Here is a 26,127-nt window from a genome sequence, read left to right as displayed (position 1 = left end):
GTTACCTCCCTGGCCTTATGTCAATCGGTACGGTCGGGTGCGGCCAGATGTGACCCCAACCGTGCTGCTCTTGCCGGAAAGCTGGCTCGGTCCTCCGAAGTGCCAGCCCCAGCAGGTCCTTTTTCGCGGCCGCCGGTCAAAATGGCGGCCCTGGGTGAGAAGTTGAAAAATTGCGGCAGGCTTGCCGCACCGATGGCGCCCGCATCGTGACCGAAACTCCCGGTTTCAATGCGTGGCGAAATCCTTTTTTCCGGCGCCGCGCGTTCCACATCTGTCTGCAAGGCTTCGCGGAAGGTTTCCGGAAAAGTGCCCCGCAGATCGCTGTCGACCACGATCATCGGAATATCGATCAGTGCATAGGCCGTGCGCACGGCAAGGGTCAGCGCCGAAACGCAGTCGCGCAGCCATTCGTGGTATTTCGGGTCGTTTGTGTCGGCCGCATGCTGGAGATCGGCGCGGCTTAGCTTGGCGAAATTCTCCGGGGACAGATGCCGTGCAAGCGACACGAGCGACGCCCGCGTGATCAACAGGTCCCATGGGTTTTTCGGTTCCGGGGAGGTGGCCAGACTGCTGGGCGGCACCGGGATCATGGCCACGTCCCCTGCATTGCCGAGCGTGCCGCCGACCACATCCCCCTTCAGGACAAGACCGCCGCCAATGGCGGGGCCCAGAAACATGTAGAGGAAATTGTCGTTCTGGCGGCCGTGTCCGTAAAAGAGCTCCGCAACGGCGGCTGCGGTGCCGTCATTTTCGCGGAAGACCGGCAGGCCCGTTGCCGCTTCCAGATCTTCGGAAATGTCGTAGTCTTCCCATTGCACGAAGTCGGCTTGCGGCAGGCCAAGCTCATGCAGCCAGGCGCCGAGGTTGAAAGGCTGGGCAACACCGATCCCGGTGATCCGGGACTGGCTGTCCGCGCTCAGCTGGCCTTTCAGGTCTTCAAGGTCCTGAGCCAGAAGGTTCAGGGTTTTGTCCGGTGCAGGCAGGATCATGTCGTGGACGCGCCGGTCGATGATCTGGCCGGAAAAATCCATCAGCACCGTTTCCAGAGCAGTCCGGTCCAGCCGGACCCCGAAAGAATAGGCGCCGTCATGAGCAAGTTTGAGGATCGTGGCGGGCTGGCCCCGGCTGCCGTCATGGCGCTTTCCGGCTTCAAAGATAAGGCCTTCTTCGATGAGATCCTGAATGATGGCGCCAATGGCAGCATTCGTGAGCTGGACCGCCCGGGCAAGTTCTGCCTTGGACGCTTCGCCGGCACGGCGCAGGATTTGTAAAACAATGCGCTCATTATAGCGCCGCAACTGGGCTGAATTCGACCCCCGGCCGGATGTGCGGTTGTCCTCCAATGTGATAGCTCCTCCCAAAGCTCTCCGCCGCGCCCATTCAGCAGATACAAAATAATTAATTATGGTGAAACTATTCGCGTGAGGAGGCGGTCTGTCAATTCTATTCTGTGTTGCGCCGCATGGATTCGATGTTGTGCTGCAGCATGATTAGTCTGTTTCAACGCATCGAATTCAAAAGGCTAACAGAAAAAATACCGTTGCGTCAGTTGTTTGTTTTGCCAGAGGCTCGGTCTGACGGAAAGCCAAAGCCTTCATGGTGGTTCAAGTGTTCACATATTCTTGAAGACGGGTTTCCACCCGCTGCGCCATTGCCTGATCGCATAGGAGCCGTATTGTCGGCCTTCAATGGAAGGAATTGGAGTGTCAGGTGATGCGGGTCAAGAAGAACGAGGCGTTTCTAGCGCGGGCCATCAGAACGGGAAGCGGGGAAGAGCCGGCGGATCTGGTTATCCGGAATGTGCATCTTTTGAATGTGATGAATGGCAGTCTTGTGGAGACCGATATTGCCATGACCGGCGACCGGATTGTCGGCACCTATGGCAGGTATTCGGGCAAGGAGACGCTCGACGGGAGCGGGCTGACCGCCGTTCCCGGTTTCATCGACACCCATCTTCATGTGGAATCTTCCCTTGTCACACCGTTTGAATTTGACCGCTGCGTCCTGCCCCACGGGGTGACCACCGCAATCTGCGATCCCCATGAGATCGCCAATGTGCTGGGGGCGGAAGGGATCCGCTACTTTCTGGACGCGTCACTGCAAACAGTGATGGATCTGAAGGTGAATCTGTCCTCCTGCGTTCCGGCGACGTCCTTCGAGACGGCAGGGGCCTGTCTGGAAATCGAAGACCTTCTGCCGTTCCGGAACCATCCCCAGGTGATTGGTCTGGCCGAGTTCATGAATTTTCCCGGTGTTCTGGCACGCGATCCCAAGGTTCTGGCCAAGCTGGCCGCCTTTCAGGACGGCCATATTGACGGCCACGCGCCGCTGCTGTCGGGGCTGCCGCTGAACGGCTATCTGGCGGCGGGCATCCGCACCGACCATGAGGCCACCACGGCGGAAGAGGCGCTGGAAAAACTGGCCAAGGGCATGACGGTGCTGATGCGTGAAGGCTCGGTGTCCAAGGATCTGGAGGCGCTTGCTCCCATTCTGACGCCGGACGTCTCCGCCTTCATTGCCCTGTGCACCGATGACCGCAATCCGCTGGATATTGCCGAGGAAGGCCATCTGGACAGCATGATCCGGCGGTTGATTGCCAAGGGCATCCGGCCGCTTGATGCCTACCGGTCTGCCAGCTGGTCGGCGGCCAATGCCTTTGGCCTGAAGGACCGGGGGGTGATCGCGCCGGGAAGACGGGCCGATATCGCGCTTTTGAAGGATTTTGAGGACTGCCGGGTGGAGCAGGTGATCTGCGGCGGCGTTCCGGTCTCTGAGGCCGCCTTTGCAGCGCGCGGCAGCGTGGCGCCGGTCGGGCTCAAGAGTGTCCGTGTGGACAGTGTGTCTGCGGATGTTTTTGACGTCCCGGCCCGCAATGCGGAAACCCCGGTGATCCAGGTGATTCCGGGCAAGATCATCACCGCACATGTGAAGATGACGCTGCCGGTCACGGGGGGGAAGACCTTGGCGGATCTTGATCAGGATGCGCTGAAGGTCGCTGTGGTGGAGCGCCACAAGGGCACCGGGAATATCGGGCGGGGCTTTGTCAATGGCTTCGGTATGAAGGAGGGGGCCATTGCAAGCTCGGTCGGCCATGACAGTCACAATATCTGCGTGGTCGGGGCGGATGAGACGGCCATGGCCCAAGCGGTCAACCGGGTGATTGCCATGCAGGGCGGCTTTGCGGTTGCCGGAAAGGACGGGGTGCAGGCCGAACTGGCTTTGCCTCTGGCCGGGCTTATGAGCCTGGAGCCGTTCGAGACCGTGCGCGCGGATCTTGTCGCCTTGCGCGCTGCGGCCAGGGCGCTGGGCTGCGTGCTTGAGGAACCGTTCCTTCAGGTGGCATTCCTGCCTTTGCCGGTGATCCCCCATCTGAAGATCACCGATCTTGGCCTGTTTGATGTGGACCGGTTTGAACTGGTGGATCAGGGGTCCTGAACGGTTTAAGCCGCCGGACCCCGGGTGCCGGGGCCGACATTGCAGCGTATCGCGATTGATCGGATTTGCCTTTCGCAGCCTGACATCAGAGATTTCAACGCAAAACACAAACCGGTTTGAAACGATTGGAACGCGACACGGATTAATACTGGCGCATCCGGGTGCGGAACCTAGACCATCTGCGCGCGCTTCTGACGGCAAGGAGGGCCACGATCAGTCCGATCAGCACGGACCAGAGGAGAACCTGCCCATCAAAGGCGAAATTCTGGAGGAAGCTGGCCGGATAGGCGATGGACGGGTTCATCGGCAGATAGGTGACGGGCATCTGGTCCTGAAGCTCGTCGATCTGAAAATTCTGCCCCGTCTTGAATGCCGTCTGAAGCGTGTCGCCAGCCTCAGTGGTGAATTGCACGGTGATGGTCGCTCCCTTCAGGAGCGCTATGTTTTTCAACGCTTCTCTTGGGTATTGCCGGGCCAGTTGCTTGAGTTCGGCCTCTGTGACCGGGGCCTGCTCGACATCGAGAAGAGTGGCTGTCGTTGTTTCGCCAAATTCCTTGAGCAACCAGTATTTCAAGCCGCTGTCATAGTGGAAATAGATCGATACAAGACAGGCAAATGCTGCAAAAAACAGGATCGCCAGGGACAGGGCATGACTGTCTTCGGCTGCTTCTTTGGGATGAAACATTGCCCCTCACTTTAATGTTGCTTGTTCAGACTATACATATAAAAATTGCAAGTGAACATTTCAAGAACATGGAGGCCGAATGATCCTGACCCTTGCCGTTTCCGGTTATCGCTCGCTCCGCGATCTTGTGCTGCCCCTTGACCGGGTCACCCTGGTGACAGGCGCAAATGGCAGTGGAAAATCAAGCCTTTACCGGTCGATCCGCTTGCTGGCGGATGTGGCGCAGGGGCGTGCTATTGCCTCGCTGGCAGCGGAAGGGGGGCTGCAATCCACGCTCTGGGCCGGGCCGGAAGCCTATTCGCGGGGCATGAAACAGGGGCAGGTGCCGGTTCAAGGAACGGTGCGCAAGGAGGTGGTCAGTCTGAAACTCGGCTTTGCCGATGAAGATTACGGCTACGCGATCGATCTTGGATTGCCCGCAGATGCAGGCATGTCGATGTTTTCAATGGATCCCGAAATCAAGGCAGAAGCCCTTTGGGCTGGCGAGGCCCTGTCGCGTTCCAACGAGATTGCAGGCCGGAATGGCCCCACCGCCAGAGTTTTGAATGCAAAGGGCCAGCGCGTGCCCGTTTATCAGGCTCTCGCGCGGTTCGATAGTATGATGACCCATGCGGCGGATCCCAAAGACGGTCTGGAACTGCTGGTGATGCGCGAGCGTATGCGTGCCTGGCGCTTTTATGATCATTTGCGCACCGACCGGGACGCCCCGGCCCGTGCCCCCAGGATCGGCACGCGCACACCGGTGCTGAGTGCCGATGGCGGTGATCTGGCAGCCGCCCTGCAGACCATCCTTGAAATCGAGGGAAATGCGGCGCTGGCCGAGGCCATTGACGATGCCTTTCCCGGGGCCGCCATTGAGATCAGTGTGGCCGACGGCTATTTCGAACTGCTGATGCGCCAGAAGGGACTGTTGCGGCCGCTCCGGGCCAGTGAGCTCTCTGACGGAACCTTGCGCTACTTGCTGCTGACTGCGGCGCTGCTGTCGCCGCGTCCGGCGCCGCTGGTCGTCCTCAACGAACCGGAGACCAGCCTTCATCCCGCGCTGCTTGATCCGCTTGCCCGCCTTGTGGCCAAAGCGGCGGACACCACCCAGATCATCGTTGTGTCCCATGCCGCAGCACTTGTGAGCACCCTTGCGGATCTGCCGGGCTGTGTGCGCTACGAACTGCGCAAGGATCTGGGCGAAACCGTTATAGACGGGGCAGAGGATGTCAAATGGGTCTGGCCGAAGCGGTGATACCCGGCTTCTATAAAGAGCGTGTTAAGCTTCTGATTTCGTTTTTATATTGTCATTCCTTTGCACGGACTTATCTTAAGGGGAGAAGGGGTCTGCCGAAAAAAGTTGGCAGGTGCCGTAGCGTCGCAAGTTGACGTAAACGGAAGGTTGCGTCATGTCAGAAGAGCCCAGGGGGCTTTCCCCAAGAGAGGCAGCGCCAGGAGGAAAGGCCGCCGGATCGCAAGACCGTGTTCATGAGCAGACTGTGCACTGATGAACACGGCTTGGAAAGACGCCCGGCGGTTTTGGTGGCAAGACCATGGTGGAGACCGTTATGACGAGTGTGGAGGAATGGAACGCGGCGTTTGAGCCCCGCCCGCTGCATGAATATCTGGAGGAGACCGTGTCGCGATTCGGGGACCGTCCTGCCGCGGATTTCATGGGCAAGGTCTGGACCTATGGGGAGATCGGGGCCCTAGTCGACAGCACGGCGGCCGGCCTGCAGAAAATGGGCGTTGGCCCTGGGGTGAATGTGGGTCTGTGCCTGCCCAACACGCCTTTTTACACGATTTTTTATTTTGCGGTTTTGAAGATTGGCGGCACCGTGGCCAATTTCAATCCGCTCTATGTGGAGCGGGAAATTGCGTTTCAGGCGCGTGATGCGGCTGTGCGCATCATGGTGACCATGGATCTGAAGATCATCTATGACAAGGTGGAGGAGGTGCGCCGGGAGCAGATCCTGGACAAGATCATCGTCTGCCCCATGAGCTTCTGCCTGCCTCCGGTCAAGAAACTTCTGTTCTCGCTGTTCAAACGCAAGGAACTGGCCGAGATCCCGCAGGACAGCGCCCATATTCCCTTTGAGCATTTGCAGCGCGCAGGGGCCACACCCAACCCGATCGCGGTCAATCCGGCCTCGGATATCGCGGTGCTGCAATATACTGGCGGAACCACGGGCGTGCCCAAGGGGGCCATGCTGACCCACAAGAACCTGTCGGCCAATATCGAGCAGATGCGCTGTGTGTTTGAAATGGCCCGGCCGGGGCAGGAAAAGCTGCTCTGTGTGCTGCCGTTCTTTCACGTCTTTGCCATGACGGTGGCGCAGAATCTGGCGGTCATTCTCGGGGCGGAGATGGTGCTGCAGCCGCGCTTTGACCTTGCGGCGCTGTTGAAGGTGATCAAGCGCAAGAAGGTGACCCTCTTCCCCGGGGTGCCGACCATCTACACCGCCATCAACAATTCACCCTTGACCGCGAAATATGATCTTTCCAGCATTTCGCTGTGCCTGTCCGGTGGTGCGCCCCTGCCGGTGGAGGTGAAGGACAGTTTCGAAAAGCTGACCGGATGTATCCTGGTCGAAGGCTATGGGTTGACCGAATCCTCGCCAGTCGCTGCCGTCAATCCGCTGGACGAGAACCGCCGGGCCGGGTCCATTGGCCGCTTGGTGCCGGGAACATCGGCGCGTTTTGTCGATATCGAGGACCGGAAAACGGAGGTTCCCGAAGGCGAGAAGGGCGAGCTTCTGCTTAAAGGCCCCCAGATCATGAAAGGCTATTGGAAACGGGAGGAAGCGACGGCCGAGACGATCACGGGCGAGGGCTATCTGCACACCGGGGATGTCGGCTATCGGGATGCGGACGGCTTTATCTATCTTGTCGACCGGATCAAGGATCTGATCCTGTGTTCAGGCTATAATGTCTATCCGCGGGTGATCGAGGAGGCGATCTATCAGCATGAGGCGGTGGACGAAACAATCGTGATCGCCATCCCGGATGAATACCGGGGCCAATCGCCCAAAGCTTTCATCAAGCTGAAGGACGGTTGTTCCCTGAGCGGGCCGGAGATGAAGACCTTTCTAAAGGATCACCTCTCAACCATTGAAATGCCGAGGGAATTTGAATTCCGGGACACGCTGCCGAAAACCATGGTCGGCAAATTGTCCAAAAAAGAGCTGGTCGAGGAAGAAGCGCGGAAACGGGCGGAGGCCGATGTTCAGGCGAAAAGCGCCTGATCTGGTGGCAGCGAAAGACAAATCTCATCAAACGCGATTTGCGCCAAAGCATGCCGCGTTTTCCGGGGGCAAACTGCTTTGTCTTTTGCGTTGAAATCTCTGATTTCAGGCAGCGAAAGACAAATCTCATCAAACGCGATTTGCGCTAGTGGGAGTCGCTGCGCCCTTCCGCTGTGCGGGCCAGCTGCCGCCCGCGCTTGGCTTCCCTGCGGACGGTGTAGATGGAGGCGGCGATAATGATGGCCGCACCGGCAAGCGTCTCGGCCCGTGGCCACTGGTGAAAGACCAGGGCGCCGAAGACGGTCGCATAGAGAAGGCGGGTATAATCCAGAGAGGCGATGGCGGTGGCTTCCCCCGCCTTGAAGGCCTGGATATTGGCCATCTGCGCGGCCCAGGAGATGATGCCGATCACCAGCAGCATCCCCCATTCGAACAGTGTCGGTGCTTGCCAGGTCACAAGGGCCGGGACTGTCATGATCAGGCCGACCCCGAAGGCCTGATAGGTCAGGATGGTCACCGGCGTGTCGGTGCGGGTAAGAAGACGTACCACGATCATGACCATGCCGGCACAGGCCGCCCCTGCCAGGGCAAGCAGGGAATAGACTTCTACAACGCCGCCACCGCTTGGGCGCAGCATCAGCACAACACCCAAAAACCCGATGATCGTGGCGCCCCAGCGGTGCAGGCCAACGGTTTCGCCCAGGAACCAGATGGCGAAGATCGTGATGAAGAAGGTTTTGGAAAAGCTGATGGCGGTGGCATCGGCCAGGGGCAGATTGATGACGGCAGAAAACCCGCACAGCATGGCAGTGGCAGCGAACAGGACCCGGGTCAGCTGAAGGCCGGGGCGCTTGGTGGCCAGCGATGCAGGGAACCCGCGCGCGATGACCGGGGCGACAATGGCGAGCATGACAAATTGCCGGACAAACAGGATCTGAAAGACGCTCAGATCCTGGCCGACAAATTTGATCAGTGTGACCATAATCGTAAAGCCGAAGGCCGCCAGCAGGATCCACAGCGCGCCGACCGTGTTGGAGGGCAGGGTTGCCGTCAGATCGCTGATCTTGCGGGTGGCGCGCGCCACCTGGCCCCTGGGGGGCGGGGCAGGCGCACCGGCCGGAGCCGGGCCCTCTGCCGGATCTTTTCCTGGAGCATCCATGCTGTTTCCTGAAACATCCCCGGTGAGCGCCTCTCGCCAGGCCGGACGGAGCCGGGCGGAAGGCCAAACCAGAACCTGCGGGTGCGTGATAGGTGCAACCTAAGACGTTTGTCCTTGAAAGAAAAGCGGGTGCGGTATGGTTTGCCTCTCGCGCTGAAAGGGCTATATTTTGAGGAGCAGCGCGGCTGCGCCGAAGTGTCACCAAGAACAGATCCGCCGGATAATGCGGGCTTCGGGTCTGGATGGAGTGGGGCTTCCCATTGCCATTCATTGTCTGATTTTCCAGGGATTTTCTTCCCAGAACACAGGTCCAGTTTTATGAACCAGATGGTCACTCCGAAATTCGGTGTCGGTGCGCCCTTGCGCCGCAAGGAAGATGCGCCGCTGATAACCGGCACGGGTATCTATACGGCCGACTACCAGCCAGAAGGCTGCCTGCATGGCTTTGTCGTGCGCTCCGCCATGGCCCATGCCCGGATTTCGGTCGAAAATGCCGACGAGTTAAGGGCGCTGGACGGGGTGCATCTGGTCCTGACCGGTGAGGACCTGGCCGGGAAATCCATGCCGACCCTTGCCAGGATGAAGCAGATGGACGGCACGGAGCACTGGGCACCGGAGCAGCCGGTTCTGTGCAAGGATCTGGTGCGCTATGTGGGCGATGCGATTGCCTTTGTCGTTGCCGACGATCTCAACACGGCCAGGAGCGCAGCGGAAACGCTGGAGGTGGATTACGACCCTCTGGAGGTGGTGACCGGGATCGATGGTGCCCTGGCGCCGGGGGCGGTTCAGGTCTGGCCGGAGCATGGCTCCAACGTCGCCTTTACGCTTGGTCAGGGCGATGAGGCAAAAACGCAAGCGGCGTTTCAGGCCGCCGATAAGGTCGTGTCCATTGATGTGGTGAACAACCGCATCGTTGCGAATTACATGGAGCTGCGCGGCTGTGTGGCGGAGTTTGACACCGAAAGCGCCCGCTTCAAGCTGACCCTTGGAACCCAGGGCGGCCATGGCATGCGGGACGTTTTGTGCACCATTCTGGGGCTGGAAAAGGACGCGGTTCAGATCATTACGCCCGAGGTTGGCGGCGGATTTGGAACCAAGATGTTCTGCTACCGGGAATACCCGCTGGCCATGATGGCGGCAAGGAAACTGGGCCGCCCGGTGCGCTGGGCCGGGGAGCGTATGGACCATTTTGTCACGGATGCCCACGGCCGGGACAATCTCACCCATGCGGAACTGGCCCTGGACAAGGATCACCGCATCACGGGTCTGAAGGTTCATGTGAAAGCGGCTATGGGGGCATATCTGCACCAGTTCGGCCCGTTCATTCCCTGGGTGGGCACCAGCATGTCCTCCGGCCTCTACGATATCCCCTCGGTGTTTGCGAAGGTCGAGGGCATCTATATGCACACCGTGCCGACGGATGCCTTCCGCGGCGCCGGGCGCCCGGAGGCCGCCTATCTGATCGAGCGGCTGATCGACAAGGCCGGGGAGGAAACCGGGCTCGGGCCGGTGGAGATCCGCAAGCGGAATTTTATTGCCAAGGAGCAATTGCCCTACACCACCCAGACCGGCCGGATGTATGACACGGGCGACTTTGCGGGCCATCTGGACAAGGCGATTGAGGTGGCCGATTGGGCCGGCTTCAAGGCCCGGCAGGCGGAAAGCGCGCAATCGGGCAAATACCGCGGCATCGGCATCTGCTCTTATATCGAGGCCTGCGCCTTTCCCGGCGGTGAGGAAGCCACGCTGGAACTGGACCAGGAGGGCGGTCTGACCCTTCTGATTGGTACCCAGACCAATGGCCAGGGCCATGCCACGGCCTACAGTCAGGTGGTTGCGGAAAAATTCGGGGTGTCGATTGACGAGATTGAGGTGATCCAGGGCGATACCGACCGGGTGCGCAATGGCGGTGGCACGGGCGGCTCCCGCTCGATCCCGCTCGGCCTTCCTTCCGTGCGCAATGCCAGCGACAGCCTGGTCAAGAAGGTCAAGGAACTGGCCGCTGACCGGCTGGAAGCCGGGATTGAGGATCTGGAACTGGACAGCGGCATGGTGCGTGTGGTCGGCACCGACCAGCAGGTCACCATGGCGGAAATCGCAGCCGGGGCGGGGGAAACCCTGGCGGCCTGTGAAGAGGTCAAGCAGGACGAGGCAACCTATCCGAATGGCACCCATATCTGTGAAGTGTCCGTCGACCCGGAAACCGGTGAGGTGGCGCTGGAAAACTATGTGATTGTCGACGATTTCGGCGTGACCGTGAACCCGCTGCTTCTGGCTGGCCAGGTGATCGGCGGGGCGGCTTCGGCTATCAGCCAGGCCATGTGCGAACACACGGTCTATGATGAGGATGGCCAGCTGCTGACCGCCTCGCTGCTCGATTATCAGATGATCCGCGCGGCCGATTTGCCTGATATTCATTTCGAGACCCGCAATGTGCCGTCCACCACCAATGCCATGGGCATCAAGGGCGCCGGGGAGGCAGGCACCATTGGCGGTTGCGCTGCGGTTATGAACGCGGTTCAAAACGCGCTGAAAGACGGGGCCGGAGTGACCGAGCTTCTGGACATGCCCGCGACCCCCCTGAGGGTCTGGGAGGCGATTGCAGACGCGCGCTAAACCGGGCGGGGAAGGGGGCGGACCTTCTTCCCCGTTTCTCCGGTCATGGGCTCCGTCTTCTTTTGCAAATGGCACTGCCCTTTGGGCAGGCAAGACGCTCCCCGGGGCAAACCGGGGGTGACTTCATCGGGCGCGGAGGTTTTTTCTTTCGCACGCTTTTGACAGCCCCTGTCTGAGTTGAACATGATCCGCGGGGCCGTTTTGTGTCAGCCGTGCCCGCTTTCCGCCTGCCGTCGGTTTGCTCAAGACTCTGATAGAATGGCCATTTTTCATACGTCCAAAGGCGGTTCCCAAGTTCTGAAACTGCATAGCCGCAGAAAAGCCATGTTCGATTGACACATGCGCTTTCGGCCATGTCCCCGGTTTTATCAAGAAATGGGGCTGATTTCGCTGGTGATTCTGAAAACCTGCGTTAAGACCGGAAGAGGCCCTGAGATGATACGAAACCAGAAACAGGAATGCCCCTGTGTTTAAGTCTTTCTTCCCGCATCCGAAGCTGTTTTTTTCCTCCGCCGTTGTCTGGTCTTTGACAGCTGTGCTCCTGTGGTATGGATTCGCGAAGGATCTCGCAGAGCCGCTTGGGTTCGGGGTGCCGTCCGAGGGGCCTCCACCCATTGATTTGCGCTTTTTTGTAACGCCCGATTTTCTGTGGTTCTATGTCTACTATGCGGCGTTTACGGCTGTTTTTGGCGGGTTCTGGTGGGTGTTCTCGCGAAATCACCGTTGGCAGCTCTGGTCCGTCTGGGGCACTTCCCTGATTATCTTCACAACTTATTTCTCGGTGCAGATTTCCGTTGCGATCAACAATTGGCGCAGGCCTTTTGGCGATACATTGCAAAATGCTCTGGAAGGCGACAAAGGGATCGGGGCGGCGGACTTCTATTCGCTAATGCTGATTTTCGCCCAGATTGCCGGGCTGTCCATGACGCTGTTCATTTTGAACAGGTTCTTCATCAGTCACTATATTTTCCGATGGCGGACGGCGATGAACGATTACTATGTCGCCAAGTGGCGCAATGTGCGGCACATTGAAGGGGCCTCGCAACGTATTCAGGAAGATACGATGCGCTTTGCCTCAATCATGGAAGGTCTTGGTGTGTCCATGATTGATTCCGTGATGACGTTGATCGCTTTCCTTCCTATCCTGTTCACGCTATCCAGCCATGTCACGGTTTTGCCGATCGTTGGCGAGATTCCGGCACCGTTGTTCACAGCTGCTATTGTCTGGTCGCTGTTTGGCACTTTCCTGCTCGCGGTCGTCGGGATGAAACTGCCTGGTCTTGAGTTCCACAATCAGCGGGTGGAAGCGGCCTACCGGAAGGAACTTGTCTACGGTGAAGATCATGAGCATCGTGCCAGCCCACCGACGTTGACGGAGCTTTTTGCGAATGTCCGCAAAAACTATTTCAGATTGTATTTTCACTACGTGTATTTCAATCTGGCACGCGGTTTTTACCTTCAGGCAGACAATATGTTCACATATTTTATTCTCGTTCCGACGATGATTGCGGGAAAGATCACCTATGGAATATTACAGCAGATCCTGACGGCTTTTGGTCAGGTCTCCAACTCTTTCCAGTATCTGGTGAATTCCTGGTCCACGATTATCGAGTTGCTGTCCATCTACAAACGTCTGAAAGGCTTTGAAGTGGCAATCGCTCAGCGTGAGTCCATGTCGCCGGAAGAACTGGCTGAACTGCTCGAAAAGCAGGAGAGCAAACTTTAGACCCTCCGGCAGCCCCTTGCGCTGTGGCGCGGAAGATGGACGTGGACCGGTTCATCCTGCACCCAAAAAAGGCAAAATTTGTCCGGAAAGATTGCAAATTGGTCAAGAACGCGGAAGAGTGTCCACCTGATCGTTTCTTTGTGTGATCCAGCCCTTACCGGTTTGAAAGCAGGGGGCCCTTGTCATGGGGCCCTGGTTTGGGGGCTTGTGTCTTGCGTCTTTCCCTGATCCTTCGGTCCGGCGCGTCGGGAAAGGCACGTCCTGCGCCGGTCCCGGATGTCCTTGATGGCCTTTAAAAGCCTTGCTTCCCGTTTTTCCGGCCCGCCCGCGCCGGCTGGCATGACCCGTCAGGCGCCGCTGCTGGGCATCGCCTTCAAGCTGTCGTCTACCATCGTTTTCTTCATCATGGTCACGGCGCTGAAGATTGCTGCGGAAACCGTGCCTATTGGCCAGCTTGTGTTTGCCAGGAACTTCTTTGGCCTGTTTCCTGTGTTGCTGATGGTGGGCCTGCGCGGCGAGCTGAGCCTGGCCTTTCGCACCACCAATCCCAAGGGGCACCTGTCGCGGGCCGCAATCGGCCTGACGGCCATGGTCTGTTCCTTCACCGCCTTCCATCTGTTGCCGCTTCCCGATGCCACCGCCATCGGCTTTGCAACGCCGCTTTTTGTGGTCGTGCTGGCCTTCTTTCTTCTTGGCGAACAGGTGCGGATCTACCGCTGGGGCGCGGTTGCCTTCGGCTTTCTGGGCATTGTGGTGGTGCTGTCGCCCCATCTGGGGGAAAGCGATCTGGACGCAGGCTCCACCGCCGGGGCCGTGCTTGGTGTGACGGCGGCCGGGTTTGCCGCACTGGCCATGATCACGGTGCGCAAATTGTGCGAGACCGAGCGCACCTCCACCATTGTGACCTGGTTTGCAGCCGCCTCTACGCTTCTGTCACTGCTGACCGTGCCGCTCGGTCTAGTGCTGCCCGGTCAGGCCTGGGTGGTGCCGGATCTTGAAACCGCCGGGCTGCTTGTGCTCATGGGGCTTGGCGGCGGTGCCGGGCAAATCCTCCTGACCCAGAGCTATCGTTATGCAGAAGCCTCCACAGTCGCACCCTTCGACTATGTCAACATGCTCTGGGCGATCCTGGTCGGCTGGCTGGTCTTTTCTGAAGTGCCGGTGCCGGCGGTTGTTGCCGGTGCGTTGATCGTGATTGCAGCAGGTGGTTTTGTGATTTACCGGGAACACAAGCTCGGCCTCGACCGGACCAAGGACCGCCGGGCCTCGACCCCGTCGCGCTCGTGACTGCGGAAAGTCCTGGGGCAGAACGCAACGCCTGCCCGGATCTGGAACCGGGGTCCTGTGAATTGCGGTTGGTCTGAGATGCCGTCAAAGAGCGCGGGGACAATGCCCCGCAACAAAGCGTGCGCAGCATCGCAAGACTTCTGCCCGGCAGGCTATTTCGGTGTGTACTGAAAAGTCTGCACCGGGCTTTTTGAGCCGTCCGGATAGATCAGTTGCACATCGATGCTCTCAACCGAGCCGGGCGGCAGCTCGAGATAGGGTTTGTCTTTCAGGACCGCATTGGGATTGTCCGGATCACACGGGGCCAGCTCCCAGATCTGATCCAGCGCTCCGCCATTTATTCCATAAAACACATAGTCGATGCCGCAGGTCCAGGATTCCAGATGGGTGAAATAGATCAGCTGCTTGCCCTGCCAGTCCCGGAACGACACCCAGTTCGCCTTGGTCATATCCAGAACAGTTTTGATCTGCTCCGGCGGCATGCCCTGGGCGAGGGCGGGCTGGGACAGGGCGGCGGCAAGGTTTGGCAGGGTGGCCGCAAAGGCCAGCAATTTAAAACAGCGCATGCTCATCCTCCAGGTCCGGCACACCGCAATGACGCAGCCAGAGCAAACCGCGTCTCATCTTGTCTGCGTTTCGCTGCCAGACATTCAGAGATGTCGACGCAGACCGCAAAACGGTTTGAACCCGTTTGACCGTGGCGCCCCCTAGAACGCCTTGAACGTGATAATCGTCTTGGTGTCCTGAATTCCGTCGATCGGATGAACCTTTTCATTGACGAAATGGCCGATATCCGCGCTTTCTTCGACATAGAACTTCACCAGAAGATCATAGTCTCCGCTGGTTGAATAGACCTCGGAGGCGATTTCCGCATCGGCAATGGCGTTGGCAACCTGGTAGGTCTTGCCCAGCTGGCATTTGATCATCACGAAAAACGGGACCATGGGGTGCTCCAGGATGTTGGCATGAACTGTTCCTGCAAGCACATGGCCGATCTGGCCGCCGCAGTCAATTGCCGCATGGCAGGTCTTCCGGCCGCAAGGCTTGCAATCCCCCTGGAGGCTTGTTAGCAGTGCGGTCTTCTCATGGGGGTGCCCGGCAGGTTTGATCGGGCTGAGAGGCTGCCGCCAACTCCTTGAACCTGATCCGGTTGATCCCGGCGGAGGGAGTTGAGATGAAGACCGTTCCGGCCTCCGGCCAAATGCCTTCCTTCCCTTCTCTCTGATTGGATCATCCGCCTGCTGGAGGCAAGTGCATGAGCCTGTCCGTTGCCGCATCCACACAGCCGCTTGCAGCGGATACCGTCTTCCGCTTGCTTGAGCGGGTGCGCGCGCGCAGTCCCCGTGTTCACACGGTGACCAATGCGGTTGCGCAGACCTTTACCGCCAATGTGCTTTTGGCCATCGGCGCGGTGCCATCCATGACAATTGCGCCGGAGGAAGTGGCCGGATTTGCCGCCAGCGCCGATGCGCTGTTGCTCAATCTGGGCACGCTGGATGCGGACCGGCGGCAGGCCATTCCGCTGGCCTTTGACGCTGCCAGATCAGCGGGCCGCCCGGTCTGTATGGATCCTGTTTTTGTCAACCGCTCGCCGGTCCGCTGCGCCTTTGCCCGTGAACTTCTGGGCCGGGGGCCGGATCTGGTGCGCCTGAACGGGGCCGAACTGGAAGCTTTGTGTCCGGACCGGCAAGATGTGGACGCGGTTATTTCCGCTGGCACAGTGCTGGCAGTCACGGGGGCTGAAGACAAGGTGGAGAGCCTGAGCGGAGATTACCGCCTGCAGAACGGCCATCCGCTGCTGGCGCGGGTGACGGCGACCGGCTGCGCGGGCGGGGCGGTTCTGGCCGCCTTTGCCAGCGTGGAGGAGGACCGGGCGCTCGCGGCTGCGTGCGCTCTGTCCGTGTTCAACATTGCCGGGGACGTGGCGGCTGAGCGGGCGCGCGGCCCGGGCAGTCTGGTGCCGGAGCTGCTGGACGCGCTCTATGCTCTGTCGCTGCGCGATATCGAGAGATTGCTGAGAACCGCGTGAGCGGCGTTCCATTCACAAACTGTCAGGAGGGTGTCATGACCGCGATTGCGGTAACCATTGCAGGATCGGATTCAGGCGGTGGCGCGGGAATTCAGGCGGACTTGAAGACCTTTTCTGCCAATGGTGTCTATGGGGCCAGTGTTCTGGCCGCGCTGACCGCCCAGAATACGCTCGGGGTTAGCGCCATTCATGAGGTCCCTGTGGAGTTTGTGCGGGCGCAGATGACGGCGGTCTATTCTGACCTCAAGGTGAGTGCGACCAAAATCGGCATGCTGTCGGGCACGGCCATCATCGAAGCTGTGGCGGCTGGTCTGGACGCGGCTGAAACGGGTGCCGTCGTTCTGGACCCGGTCATGGTGGCGGCCTCCGGCGATCCGCTGCTGTCTGACGGTGCGGTTGCGAGCCTGATCGAGTGTCTTTTGCCGCGCGCCGACATCATCACGCCCAATCTCCACGAAGCAGCCCGCATGCTGGAGACAGAAGTTGCGGCTGATGAAGAGGAGATGCGCGCTCAGGCGGAGCAGCTTTTGCGGCTGGGCGCTTGCTCCGTTCTGCTGAAGGGTGGCCACGGGGGGGGCGCTGAGAGTGCAGACCTGTTTGCCGACGGCACGGGCCGGGAGATCTGGCTGCGGGAGACGCGGCTTGAAACGCTAAACACCCATGGCACCGGCTGCACCCTGTCATCGGCCATTGCCGCAGGACTGGCCAAGGGCGAACCGCTGGAGCAGGCTCTTGCAGAGGCCAAACGCTATGTGCATGCGGCGATTGCCGCTGCCGACGATCTGAAGATCGGGGCCGGGCATGGACCGGTGCATCATTTTCACGCCCTTTGGAGCCAGTGACATGCCAGAAGACACCCGTTTATCCTCGAAGTCCTCTTTGAGCCGCCGGGCCTTTGTCGGCGCTGCGACTGGGGGCGCCGCAGCGGCCGGGGCAAGCTTGCTGCCGGCACCAGCGCTGGCACAAGGGGCAGCAGACGCAGTGACCTGGAAGATGGTGACCTCCTGGCCGAAGAACCTGCCGGGACCGGGCGTGACTGCACAGCGGATTGCCGATCAGGTGGCCCGCCTGTCCAAAGGGCGTTTCCAGATCCATCTTTATGCGGCCGGAGAGCTGGTGCCTGCCCTTGGTGTCTTTGATGCGGTTTCGGCCGGTACCGCCGAAATGGGCCACTCGGCCTCCTTTTTCTGGCAAGGCAAGATCCCGGCCTCGGTGTTCTTTACGGCCGTGCCGTTTGGCCTGCTGCCCTTTGAGCACATAAGCTGGATCGAGCAGGGAGGCGGCCAGGCGTTGTGGGACGAACTCTATGCGCCTTTCGGGGTCAAGCCGGTCATGGCTGGCAATACCGGTGTTCAGATGGGCGGATGGTTCAAGAAAGAGATCACCTCCCTTGACGACCTGTCGGGACTGAAAATCCGCATGCCCGGGCTTGGCGGCGAAGTAATGCGCCGTCTGGGTGCGGCACCAGTGAGCCTGCCGCCCGGAGAATTGTTTCAGGCCCTTCAGTCCGGGGTCCTGGATGCGACCGAATTTCTCGGGCCCTGGTCCGACCGGGCCATGGGATTTCAAAAGGCCGCCAAATCCTATTATACCCCGGGCTTCCACGAGCCGAACGGCACCAGCGAGGCGCTTTTCAATCAGGCCGCCCTTGAGGCGCTGCCGGAGGACCTGCAGGCGATTCTTCTGGAAGCCTGCCGTGCGGAAAACGGGCGGGCGTTGGCGGAAAGCGACTGGCAGAACGCGGGCAGCCTCAAGCTGCTGGTGGAGGAAGACGGTGTGAAGGTCCGGCCCTATCCGGACGTGGTGATGGCGGCCTTGCGGACAATGGCGGCTGAGGTCCTGGCAGACTTTGCCGAAAGGGACCCGCTCAGCCAGCGCATCTATGACAGCCACCGGGCCGCGAAAGAGCGGCTGGCGCCCTGGAGCGATGTGGCCATGCGCAGCTTCTTGTCCGCTCGGGAGGGGGGCGCCTGAGGCCGGTGATCTGTGCAGGAGAGCCGCCCCTTCGGGTGATGGACAGCAGCCCATCGGCAGCGTTGCGCTGCTTGGCCGTTTCACCGCATCGCTCTGCGCAATGCGCCTTGCCGAATAAGCTGTTTTCCAACATCAAAGGGCGCAGACTTATCGTCCGACGCTCTCGCAACGCGTGCCATCAGTTCCGAGTTTGAAAGAGGCTTGGCAAAAGCGCCACTGTTCAGAGCGCAGACTTGCTTCCAAAATCTTCGATTTCCCTTTGGGAAGGTGTGACAATGGGGCAACGCTGGAAGAATTAGTGACGTTTGCGGAAGGTGGTGAGTTGTTGCATATTTTTTATGCAATCGAGTGGCGGCCATGTCAGACGTGTGACAAGTGAGCCTATCCGTAGAGTTTTTCAGAATTTTGGATGTGACTGAGTGAGTTTTTGCGGGTATCCGGCGGCTATTTTGCAATGCACAAAGAACTATGCATGCTCTTTGCCCAGAAAATCTATGCTTGAAACTCTGACCTGATTTCGGAAATCCTGTTTTTAGAAATCACGTTTCCTCCGAGGGGAGGGGGATGGGAGAAAACACCATGGTCAGGGCCAATAAAAATCACGCTCTATTTATTTCGACGGCGCTGGGGCTGTCCTTGCTTGCCACTGCGGCGCATGCCGGTGGCTTCGCGCTGCGTGAACAGAGCGCGTATTATCAGGGAACGTCTTTTGCCGGCTACGGCACATCTGGCGGGACGATCTCGTCCATGTACTGGAACCCAGCGTCCTTGATTGGCGCACAGCAGGGTTGGACCTTCGAAAGCCATGGCTCGCTTGTCATTCCCTATTCGGAAATTGATGGCACCTTGAGCGGGGGCGGCCTGGGGACCTCGTCCATCGGCAGCGGGGACATCGCGTCGGATGCGTTTGTGCCGTCAACCTATATTTCCTACCGGGCGGATGAGAAGTGGGTGTTCGGGATCGGCATCAATGCCCCCTTCGGGTTGACGACGAAGCCTGAGCAGAATTGGGCGGCGCAATTCTATTCCCGCTCCTCAAAGGTGTTTTCGGTCAATGTGAACCCAAATGTGGCCTATGAGATCAATGACATGATCGCTGTGGCCGTTGGCTTTCAGGTGCAATATCTCGATGTTAGCCTGAAATCCGCAGATGCGACCTCCGGGGCCGGGTTTCCGAGAAGCAATGAGATTTACGGCGACGGCTTTGGCGTCGGCGTCACGGCGGGTGTGACGATCAAGCCGGTCAAGGGCACGGAAATCGGCATTGGCTACCGGTCCGGCGTCGGGCATGAGCTGAGCGGTCAGCTGTTTTCCGGAGGATCGAGAGCGAATATCAATCTTGATGTTGTGACGCCGGACATGGTGAACATTTCCGCCAAGCAGAAAATCACCGATAAGTTCCGCTTGCTCGGCACTGTGGAATGGACCAACTGGAGCCGCTTGAAGTCACCGGTCGCGACCTCGACCGTGACGGGCAATGCGCTGACCACGCTGCATTTTAACTACGATGATGGCTGGTTCTTCTCGCTCGGCGGCGAATATGACTACAATGACAAGCTGACATTCCGGGCCGGGGTTGGGTATGAAATCTCGCCGATCGACGAGGAGATCCGCTCCACGCGCTTGCCTGACAACAACCGCTGGTGGCTGTCGGCGGGGGCGAGTTACGACTTCAACAAGCATCTGGCCTTTGATGTCGGCTACACGCATATCATCCCGGAATCAACCTCCATCAACATTGATTCCAGCCATCAGGACTTCAACGCGACCTTTGGCACCTTTGTGGCCGACGTGGACAGCAACGTGAATATTCTGTCCGCCGCGCTGCGCTACAAGTTCTAGGGCAAACCGCATTTCATCTTGTTTGCCTTGCTCTGCCTGGCATCGGTGACATCAACGAAAAAGGCCGGGAGCATATCCCGGCCTTTGGATGGCCTGGGCAGGGCATTGCCGCTGTTGCGGGGCGGTGTCAGAAGGCCGCTGGATAAAGACCGCCATCCATGAGGATGTTCTGCCCGGTGATATACCCGGCGTGGCGGGAGCACAGGAAGGCACAGGTGTGGCCGAATTCAGCGGCGGTGCCGAAGCGCTGTGCCGGAATTTCCGCCGCCTGTTCCGCGCGGATCTCCGCCACGCTCTTGCCGGCTTGTTCGGCCGCGCGTTCAAATCCGCCCTTGAGCCGGTCGGTGTCCATTTTGCCCGGCAGCAGATTGTTGACGGTCACCCCATAAGGGGCGAGCTGGCGGCACACACCTGCCAGGAAGGCGGTCAGTCCTGCGCGGGCGCCGCTGGAAAGGTCAAGCCCTTCAATCGGCATCTTCACCGACAAGGAGGTGATGTTGACGATCCGTCCAAAGCCGCGCGCCTTCATGCCGGGAGCTACGGCCTGCAGCAGTTCAACCGGTGTCACGAAATTCTGTACTGCCCCTTCCAGCATGGCGGCCCGGTCCAGTTCCGTATAGTCGCGCCGGGGCGGGCCGCCATTGTTATTGACCAGGATATCCGGCTCCGGGCATGCGGCCAGCAGGGCTTTCTGGCCCTCAGGGGAGGATACGTCCGCTGCAACGCTTGTAACCGAAACGCCATATTTTGATTGAAGCGCGCTGCGCAGCTCCTCCAGCAGGGGTTCGTTGCGCCCGTTCAGAACGATGCCGCAGCCAGCTTCCGCAAGCGCTTCAGCGCAGCCTCGGCCAAGGCCGCGGCTGGACGCGCAGATGATTGCCTTTTTTCCTTCTAGGCCCAGATCCATGCATATTCTCCTCAGATGGGCAGGCCCGTTCCGGTCAAAAGTGCAAAGCCGCAAGCAGCTCCGCGGTCCATCTTATGATCCTGTTCAACTGGAACGTGGCCGGTACTCTAGACTTAGTCCGGATGACGCAAATTGGCCACAGGGGCAGGGCACCAAGCAGGACGCTTTCCACTTTGTCATAATAATGCAACTTGAATCGCGTCTATAGCGCCCCTAATAGGAATATGGAGAAATGCCATGTCTAGTGCAGAGGCATCGCGTCACTACCGAGCCTTGTTCATCTCAGATATTCATCTGGGCACGCGGGGATGTCAGGCCGATCTGGTTCTGGACTTCCTGAAGGAAAATGACGCTGAAACCATCTATCTTGTCGGTGACATTGTGGACGGTTGGCGCCTGAAACGCTCGTGGTACTGGCCGCAATTGCACAATGACGTGGTTCAGAAGATCCTGCGCAAGGGCCGCAAGGGCGCCCGGATTTTCTATATCCCGGGAAATCACGACGAGTTCCTGCGTAACTTCCTCGGCACCCATTTCGGCGGTGTGGAAGTGACCGACAGCATTGTGCATGAATCCGCTTCCGGAAAACGCTATCTTGTCATTCACGGGGACCAGTTCGATGTGGTCATCCGCCATGCCAAGTGGCTGGCCTTTTTCGGGGACAAGGCCTATGTCACCGCGCTCGGGGTCAACACATGGCTCAATGTTGTGCGCCGCCGTCTCGGCCTGACCTACTGGTCCCTGTCAGCCTGGGCGAAGCTGAAGGTCAAGAATGCGGTCAGTTTCATCGGCAGGTTTGAGGAAACCCTGTCGGATGAAGCGCGCCGCCAGGGGGTGGATGGGGTCATTTGCGGCCATATTCACCATGCGGCTGATCAGGATATGAACGGCATTCACTATATCAACACCGGTGACTGGGTGGAGAGCTGCACGGCTGTCGCCGAACACCATGACGGGACGTTTGAGGTGATCCGATGGGTGGACAAGACCCAGGTGGGAACCGTGCCGGCCAAGTCCAAGGAAGCACCGGTCGCCGCATGAGTTCCATCCTGATCGTAACGGATGCATGGCATCCCCAAATCAATGGTGTGGTCAGGTCCCTGGAGAGGACGGCAGAAGCGCTGGAAGCCATTGGCGTGCGCGTGGAATTCCTGACGCCCCAGGCGTTCAAAACCCTGCCATGCCCGACCTATCCGGAAATCCGCCTGTCGCTGACCCATCGCGGGATCGTGCGCAGGAAGATCCTTGAATTTGATTGCGAACATCTGCATGTCGCAACGGAAGGCCCGCTTGGCATTCTGGCAGCCAGTGTGGCCAAAAAGGCCGGAGAGCCTTTCACCACCAGTTATCACACCCGCTTTCCCGAATATGTGTCTGCGCGGCTGCCGGTGCCGCAATCCTGGTCCTATGCCTGGCTCCGCCGGTTCCACAATGGGGGCTGCGGCTGCATGGTAGCGACCAAATCGCTGGAAAACGATCTGAGAGCCCGGGGCTTCACCAACCTGATGCGCTGGTCCCGTGGCGTGGATGAGGACCTGTTCAAACCTTATGAAGGCTCGGTGCTGCCAGCGGATTTGCCGCGTCCGGTATTCATGTATGTGGGCCGGGTCGCGATTGAGAAAAACATCAGGGCTTTTTTGGATCTGAAACTGAGCGGCTCCAAGGTGGTCGTCGGCGGTGGGCCGCAGCTGGACAGTCTGCGGCGGGAATATCCCGACACCTATTTCACCGGCGCCAAGGTCGGCGAAGATCTGGCGCGCCACTATTCAGACGCGGATGTGTTTGTTTTCCCCTCGCTCACAGATACGTTCGGCAATGTCATGCTTGAGGCGCTCGCCTGCGGCGTTCCGGTGGCGGCTTTTCCGGTCATGGGCCCGGTGGATGTGATTGGCGATACGGGGGCGGGGATTTTGTCGGAGGATCTGCGCGTGGCCTCGGAGGCCGCTCTCGATATCCCGCGGGAGCATTGCCGCAAGATCGCTATGAATTACACCTGGGCGGCCAGTGCCCAGCAGTTTCTGGACAATTGCATCGCAGCCCGGGATATTCACAACCGCCAGGAACTGGATGCGCGGGCGGCGGAATAGGCCAATCAGGCAGCCCCGTCCGCTCGAAGAGGCCGTTCCGTTGTGAAAGGCCGGGGCCAGCACCGGGGTAATACATAGCGTCATTCCGGCGGCCACTCTCCTTTTATGCCTCTTGGGGCGTGTGCTACGACCCCGCATCATAGGCTCAGGAGAGTGGCCGCCGGAATGACGCTATGTATAAGTCTACCCTTTCGAGCAAATCGCGTTTGATTGGTTTTGTCTGTCACTGCCTGACATCAGAGATTTCAACGCACAAGACACTGCAGTTTGTATCCGGATGAACACGATACGCTCCAGCCTCTGTCCCGGCGGTCTATTTCCATATTGATGTAGGGTGGAAAGCCCACTACTCCTTCGGGTGTTCCTGCCAGCCCAGAAGGTGTTCCCATGACCGACGCGTCCGTTCCATCTCCCGAAAGCAGAGCTGTTGCCTCAGGAAAGGCTGTGACCATTGAAGATGTGGAGCAGGCGGCCCGCCGGATTAAAGGCCAGGCCGTGTACACACCGCTTCTGAACCATCCCGCGCTGGATGAGCGGGTGGGGGCGACAGTCCTGATCAAGCCGGAAAACCTGCAGCGCAGCGGGTCCTTCAAATTCCGCGGGGCTTTCAATTGCCTGAGCCAGATCCCGGAAGAGGACAGGAACAAGGGGGTGGTTGCCTGTTCGTCCGGAAACCACGCCCAGGGCGTTGCCGCAAGCGCCAGGATCCTTGGTCTGTCGGCGACCATCGTCATGCCGGCCGACGCTCCGCAGATCAAGCTGGACCGCACACGGGACTTTGGGGCAAGCGTCGTGACCTATGACCGGGAGCGCGAAGACCGGGATGTGATTGCCGCTCAGATCTGTGCTCAGACAGGAGCGACTTTCGTTCATCCTTATAATGATCCGGCGGTGATTGCCGGACAGGGGACTATTGGGCTGGAAATCGCCCGGCAGGCGGAGGAGCTAGGGCACCGGCTGGACGATGTTCTGGCCTGTACCGGCGGGGGCGGTCTGTCCAGTGGTGTTGCGCTGGCTCTCGCGCACCGCACTCCGAAGGCCTTGTTTCATACGGTGGAGCCAGCCGGGTTCGATGACTACAAACGCTCGCTGGAAGCGGGCACCCTTCTGTCCAATTCCAGGAAATCCGGATCTGTCTGTGATGCCCTGCTTTCTCTGGCGCCGGGAGAGGTTGGTTTTTCGATCCTTAGGAAACTTGCAGCAGAGGGATTTGTTGTCACGGACCAGGAGGTTCTGGAGGCCGTGGCTTTTGCTTTTACCGAGCTGAAATTGGTGGTGGAGCCTGGCGGGGCCGCTGCACTTGCTGCGGTTTTGTCGGGAAAACTGCCCGTTGCAGGGAAAACCATCGCTCTTGTTCTGACCGGTGGGAACATCGATCCGCATATGCTGAACAAGGCTCTTCAAAGTTAACCTATCGTTAGCCTTCTGCCGGGTAATTACAAACCATAAGATGTGCTTGGTTGCAATGCTTGGAAGTCATTGTAAGCGGCGTCCGGCATGTCTTAGTGCTTTTGCGTTAAAGGTGTGCAGGCGGCCTTAGATCCCTTTTGCCAAGAAATTTCCCTTAGGCAAGAGATCAATGGGCAAGCATCCGGAAGCTGACCGGTTTGAGACCAGCCGGTTCTGTTTTCTTGAGACGGTTGAGCGCCAGATGCTCAAAGTCAGGTTCGGCGGAACACGCCGGAGACGCAAAGTACTCCTTTAGTCATGGGTTGTTTTCCCCGGCATCTTCTGCATTCGGGGCGTGCGGACTGATGGCATTTCATTGAAGAGAGGGCTGAAATGCAAAGCAGCGGTTTGAAGGACCGCCTTCGGTTTTTCAATTTTTCCGAAGACGACGGATCGCTTTCAAAATCAATTTGGCCGGTGCTCAAGGCAGAGCTGCCGCAGATTTTGGAGAGCTTTTACAAACATCTGAAAAGGGAGCCGCATCTGGCGGAGCTGATCGGGACCCAGCAGGACCGGTTGATTGCTGCGCAGGTGGCCCACTGGGAGGCCTTGTTCACCGAAGGGCCAACGGAGATCTACGTGGAGCGGGCGGAGCGGATTGGTCTGGCCCATGTACGGATCGGCCTGGAGCCGACCTGGTATATCGGCGGCTATTCCTTTGCACTTACACAATTGAACACGCTCTTGATTGGCAAGCGCTTTCAGTCCTCGGGCAAAAAGGTGCGTGTAGTCAATCTGGTCAACAGGCTGATCATGCTGGACATGGATATGGCGATCTCGACCTATCACAATCAGATGGTGGCCGAGGCGGTGGCGCGTGAAGAACAGATGAAAAGCGCGGTTGCCAGCTTCGAGCAGGCGCTCGGTGGGGCCGTCGGGGCTCTGGGCGAGGCGTCGCAGGAGCTGCAGGCCTCTTCCGGAGCGCTCAGCCAGGAGACGGGGGCTATCGGCGAGCGCATGTCCGTCATGGATGCATCATCCGCGGAAACGGCCAGCGGCGTCCAGTCCAGCGCAACGGCCACAGAAGAAATGTCCGCCTCCATTGCCGAAATCGGCCGTCAGGCCGGTCAATCGCGTGAAATGGCCCTGAAGGCCGTGGAAGGCGCGCGCAGCACCAACCAGTCAGTGACCAAACTGGCAGGCTTTGCCGATCAGGTCGGATCTGTGATCGGTCTGATTTCCGATATTGCGGGACAGACCAATCTGCTGGCGCTGAATGCCACCATTGAGGCGGCTCGTGCCGGGGAGATGGGCAAGGGCTTTGCCGTTGTGGCTGCGGAGGTCAAGGAATTGGCCAGCCAGACGACAAGGGCCACGGAAGATATCACGGAACAGGTTGCCAGCATTCAGCAGGCAACCCAGCAGTCGGTGAGCGATATTGAAGGTATCACTGCGCTGATCTCCGATCTGTCCGACATTGCTACCGGCATTGCCTCAGCCGTGGAGCAGCAGCGCGCTGCGACCGAAGAAATCACGGCCAACGTCCAGCTTGCCGCCGCAGGTACACAGGCTTTCACGGACGAGATTTCAGCCGTGCGCGGGTCTGTGGGCAATGTGGAGGGAACCGCTGGAGCGATCGAAACCATGTCGGCAACCTTGAAAAACCAGGCCGACGGGCTTGGCCAGCAGGCGGAAGAGTTCTTCCGCAAAATCAACACGGTCTCTGCTGGGTGAAGCTGCTGCGGTCGTGCCAAACTCCTGCGT

20 protein-coding genes and 1 riboswitch are annotated in these 26,127 nt (G+C 59.2%); of the genes, 14 read left to right on the top strand and 6 right to left on the bottom strand.

Annotated elements, in window-relative coordinates; genetic code table 11:
• Positions 1-20: 20 nt before the first annotated feature.
• The gene (locus ACXAH0_RS00545; protein WP_475188293.1) at positions 21-1,343 is read right to left on the bottom strand and encodes an ROK family transcriptional regulator; all 1,323 of its coding nucleotides are present in this window, start codon (positions 1,341-1,343) and stop codon (positions 21-23) included.
• 370 nt (positions 1,344-1,713) lie between these two features.
• On the opposite strand from ACXAH0_RS00545, the gene ade reads away from it, so the two are divergent.
• A complete protein-coding gene (ade, locus tag ACXAH0_RS00540; protein WP_475188729.1) occupies positions 1,714-3,435 on the top strand; it encodes an adenine deaminase in 1,722 nt (573 codons plus the stop codon).
• Between the two features lie 142 nt (positions 3,436-3,577).
• Here ade and ACXAH0_RS00535 read toward each other — a convergent pair whose 3' ends face one another.
• Positions 3,578-4,120 carry a hypothetical protein gene (locus ACXAH0_RS00535; protein ID WP_475172727.1) on the bottom strand — a complete coding sequence of 181 codons (543 nt, stop codon included), beginning with the start codon at positions 4,118-4,120 and terminating at the stop codon, positions 3,578-3,580.
• Between the two features lie 79 nt (positions 4,121-4,199).
• Here ACXAH0_RS00535 and ACXAH0_RS00530 point away from each other — a divergent pair, with 79 nt between their 5' ends.
• Together ACXAH0_RS00530 and ACXAH0_RS00525 are read left to right on the top strand one after the other, a co-directional pair.
• A complete protein-coding gene (locus tag ACXAH0_RS00530) occupies positions 4,200-5,357 on the top strand; it encodes an AAA family ATPase (RefSeq protein ID WP_475188291.1) in 1,158 nt (385 codons plus the stop codon).
• A 298-nt stretch (positions 5,358-5,655) separates the two neighbouring features.
• Positions 5,656-7,347, top strand: coding sequence for a long-chain-fatty-acid--CoA ligase (locus tag ACXAH0_RS00525; protein WP_475188289.1), 1,692 nt, complete (start codon positions 5,656-5,658; stop codon positions 7,345-7,347).
• Between the two features lie 145 nt (positions 7,348-7,492).
• Here ACXAH0_RS00525 and ACXAH0_RS00520 read toward each other — a convergent pair whose 3' ends face one another.
• On the bottom strand, positions 7,493-8,506 hold the full coding sequence (locus tag ACXAH0_RS00520; RefSeq protein WP_475172735.1) for a DMT family transporter: 1,014 nt from the start codon (positions 8,504-8,506) through the stop codon (positions 7,493-7,495).
• A gap of 318 nt (positions 8,507-8,824) precedes the next feature.
• Here ACXAH0_RS00520 and ACXAH0_RS00515 point away from each other — a divergent pair, with 318 nt between their 5' ends.
• From ACXAH0_RS00515 to ACXAH0_RS00505, 3 genes are all read left to right on the top strand, one after another.
• Complete coding sequence (locus ACXAH0_RS00515) at positions 8,825-11,122, top strand: xanthine dehydrogenase family protein molybdopterin-binding subunit (protein ID WP_475188287.1); 2,298 nt, start codon at positions 8,825-8,827, stop codon at positions 11,120-11,122.
• 466 nt (positions 11,123-11,588) lie between these two features.
• Positions 11,589-12,848, top strand: coding sequence for a peptide antibiotic transporter SbmA (gene sbmA, locus ACXAH0_RS00510; protein ID WP_475188285.1), 1,260 nt, complete (start codon positions 11,589-11,591; stop codon positions 12,846-12,848).
• A gap of 285 nt (positions 12,849-13,133) precedes the next feature.
• Positions 13,134-14,135 (top strand): DMT family transporter, encoded by a 1,002-nt coding sequence (locus ACXAH0_RS00505; protein ID WP_475172739.1) that lies wholly within the window; start codon positions 13,134-13,136, stop codon positions 14,133-14,135.
• Between the two features lie 152 nt (positions 14,136-14,287).
• Here ACXAH0_RS00505 and ACXAH0_RS00500 read toward each other — a convergent pair whose 3' ends face one another.
• Entirely contained in the window at positions 14,288-14,701 is a 414-nt protein-coding gene (locus ACXAH0_RS00500; protein ID WP_475188283.1) for a hypothetical protein, read from the bottom strand.
• Positions 14,702-14,842: 141 nt separating this feature from the next.
• Positions 14,843-15,079 carry an Lrp/AsnC ligand binding domain-containing protein gene (locus ACXAH0_RS00495; protein WP_475172741.1) on the bottom strand — a complete coding sequence of 79 codons (237 nt, stop codon included), beginning with the start codon at positions 15,077-15,079 and terminating at the stop codon, positions 14,843-14,845.
• A 133-nt stretch (positions 15,080-15,212) separates the two neighbouring features.
• Positions 15,213-15,321: riboswitch (TPP riboswitch) on the top strand.
• A gap of 69 nt (positions 15,322-15,390) precedes the next feature.
• Between ACXAH0_RS00495 and thiM the strand changes: the two genes are divergently transcribed.
• The 4 genes from thiM to ACXAH0_RS00475 all read left to right on the top strand — a co-directional run bounded on the left by thiM (position 15,391) and on the right by ACXAH0_RS00475 (position 19,980).
• Positions 15,391-16,164 (top strand): hydroxyethylthiazole kinase, encoded by a 774-nt coding sequence (gene thiM / locus ACXAH0_RS00490; RefSeq protein WP_475188281.1) that lies wholly within the window; start codon positions 15,391-15,393, stop codon positions 16,162-16,164.
• Between the two features lie 35 nt (positions 16,165-16,199).
• Positions 16,200-17,006 (top strand): bifunctional hydroxymethylpyrimidine kinase/phosphomethylpyrimidine kinase, encoded by an 807-nt coding sequence (gene thiD, locus ACXAH0_RS00485; protein WP_475188278.1) that lies wholly within the window; start codon positions 16,200-16,202, stop codon positions 17,004-17,006.
• A 1-nt stretch (position 17,007) separates the two neighbouring features.
• Positions 17,008-18,138: a TRAP transporter substrate-binding protein gene (locus ACXAH0_RS00480; protein WP_475188277.1), complete on the top strand. Its 1,131-nt coding sequence runs from the start codon at positions 17,008-17,010 to the stop codon at positions 18,136-18,138.
• A 579-nt stretch (positions 18,139-18,717) separates the two neighbouring features.
• Entirely contained in the window at positions 18,718-19,980 is a 1,263-nt protein-coding gene (locus ACXAH0_RS00475) for an OmpP1/FadL family transporter (RefSeq protein WP_475172751.1), read from the top strand.
• A 127-nt stretch (positions 19,981-20,107) separates the two neighbouring features.
• Here ACXAH0_RS00475 and ACXAH0_RS00470 read toward each other — a convergent pair whose 3' ends face one another.
• Positions 20,108-20,887, bottom strand: a complete 780-nt coding sequence (locus ACXAH0_RS00470; protein WP_475188274.1) for an SDR family oxidoreductase — start codon at positions 20,885-20,887, stop codon at positions 20,108-20,110.
• Positions 20,888-21,124: 237 nt separating this feature from the next.
• On the opposite strand from ACXAH0_RS00470, the gene ACXAH0_RS00465 reads away from it, so the two are divergent.
• The 4 genes from ACXAH0_RS00465 (at position 21,125) to ACXAH0_RS00450 (ending at position 26,097) form a co-directional block, all read left to right on the top strand.
• A complete protein-coding gene (locus ACXAH0_RS00465) occupies positions 21,125-21,928 on the top strand; it encodes a UDP-2,3-diacylglucosamine diphosphatase (protein WP_475172755.1) in 804 nt (267 codons plus the stop codon).
• Positions 21,925-22,974 (top strand): glycosyltransferase family 4 protein, encoded by a 1,050-nt coding sequence (locus ACXAH0_RS00460; protein WP_475188273.1) that lies wholly within the window; start codon positions 21,925-21,927, stop codon positions 22,972-22,974. The genes ACXAH0_RS00465 and ACXAH0_RS00460 overlap by 4 nt, the downstream gene beginning before the upstream one ends.
• A gap of 387 nt (positions 22,975-23,361) precedes the next feature.
• Positions 23,362-24,384, top strand: coding sequence for a threonine ammonia-lyase (locus ACXAH0_RS00455; protein ID WP_475188270.1), 1,023 nt, complete (start codon positions 23,362-23,364; stop codon positions 24,382-24,384).
• 372 nt (positions 24,385-24,756) lie between these two features.
• On the top strand, positions 24,757-26,097 hold the full coding sequence (locus tag ACXAH0_RS00450; RefSeq protein ID WP_475188267.1) for a protoglobin domain-containing protein: 1,341 nt from the start codon (positions 24,757-24,759) through the stop codon (positions 26,095-26,097).
• Positions 26,098-26,127: the final 30 nt, after the last annotated feature.

The organism is Roseibium sp. AWQ4_290, assembly GCF_056160985.1.
Note: the sequence above shows the minus strand (reverse complement) of the source record. Positions and strands in the feature narration are given on the sequence as shown.

Bases quoted from the DNA above. Each gene is read 5' to 3' on its own strand.
- ade (WP_475188729.1), top strand. From the start codon at position 1,714: ATGCGGGTCAAGAAGAACGAGGCGTTTCTAGCGCGGGCCATCAGAACG.
- ACXAH0_RS00535 (WP_475172727.1), bottom strand. From the start codon at position 4,120: ATGTTTCATCCCAAAGAAGCAGCCGAAGACAGTCATGCCCTGTCCCTG.
- ACXAH0_RS00530 (WP_475188291.1), top strand. From the start codon at position 4,200: ATGATCCTGACCCTTGCCGTTTCCGGTTATCGCTCGCTCCGCGATCTT.
- ACXAH0_RS00525 (WP_475188289.1), top strand. From the start codon at position 5,656: ATGGTGGAGACCGTTATGACGAGTGTGGAGGAATGGAACGCGGCGTTT.
- ACXAH0_RS00520 (WP_475172735.1), bottom strand. From the start codon at position 8,506: ATGGATGCTCCAGGAAAAGATCCGGCAGAGGGCCCGGCTCCGGCCGGT.
- ACXAH0_RS00515 (WP_475188287.1), top strand. From the start codon at position 8,825: ATGAACCAGATGGTCACTCCGAAATTCGGTGTCGGTGCGCCCTTGCGC.
- ACXAH0_RS00505 (WP_475172739.1), top strand. From the start codon at position 13,134: ATGGCCTTTAAAAGCCTTGCTTCCCGTTTTTCCGGCCCGCCCGCGCCG.
- ACXAH0_RS00500 (WP_475188283.1), bottom strand. From the start codon at position 14,701: ATGCGCTGTTTTAAATTGCTGGCCTTTGCGGCCACCCTGCCAAACCTT.
- ACXAH0_RS00495 (WP_475172741.1), bottom strand. From the start codon at position 15,079: ATGGTCCCGTTTTTCGTGATGATCAAATGCCAGCTGGGCAAGACCTAC.
- thiM (WP_475188281.1), top strand. From the start codon at position 15,391: ATGAGCCTGTCCGTTGCCGCATCCACACAGCCGCTTGCAGCGGATACC.
- thiD (WP_475188278.1), top strand. From the start codon at position 16,200: ATGACCGCGATTGCGGTAACCATTGCAGGATCGGATTCAGGCGGTGGC.
- ACXAH0_RS00480 (WP_475188277.1), top strand. From the start codon at position 17,008: ATGCCAGAAGACACCCGTTTATCCTCGAAGTCCTCTTTGAGCCGCCGG.
- ACXAH0_RS00475 (WP_475172751.1), top strand. From the start codon at position 18,718: ATGGTCAGGGCCAATAAAAATCACGCTCTATTTATTTCGACGGCGCTG.
- ACXAH0_RS00470 (WP_475188274.1), bottom strand. From the start codon at position 20,887: ATGGATCTGGGCCTAGAAGGAAAAAAGGCAATCATCTGCGCGTCCAGC.
- ACXAH0_RS00465 (WP_475172755.1), top strand. From the start codon at position 21,125: ATGTCTAGTGCAGAGGCATCGCGTCACTACCGAGCCTTGTTCATCTCA.
- ACXAH0_RS00460 (WP_475188273.1), top strand. From the start codon at position 21,925: ATGAGTTCCATCCTGATCGTAACGGATGCATGGCATCCCCAAATCAAT.
- ACXAH0_RS00455 (WP_475188270.1), top strand. From the start codon at position 23,362: ATGACCGACGCGTCCGTTCCATCTCCCGAAAGCAGAGCTGTTGCCTCA.
- ACXAH0_RS00450 (WP_475188267.1), top strand. From the start codon at position 24,757: ATGCAAAGCAGCGGTTTGAAGGACCGCCTTCGGTTTTTCAATTTTTCC.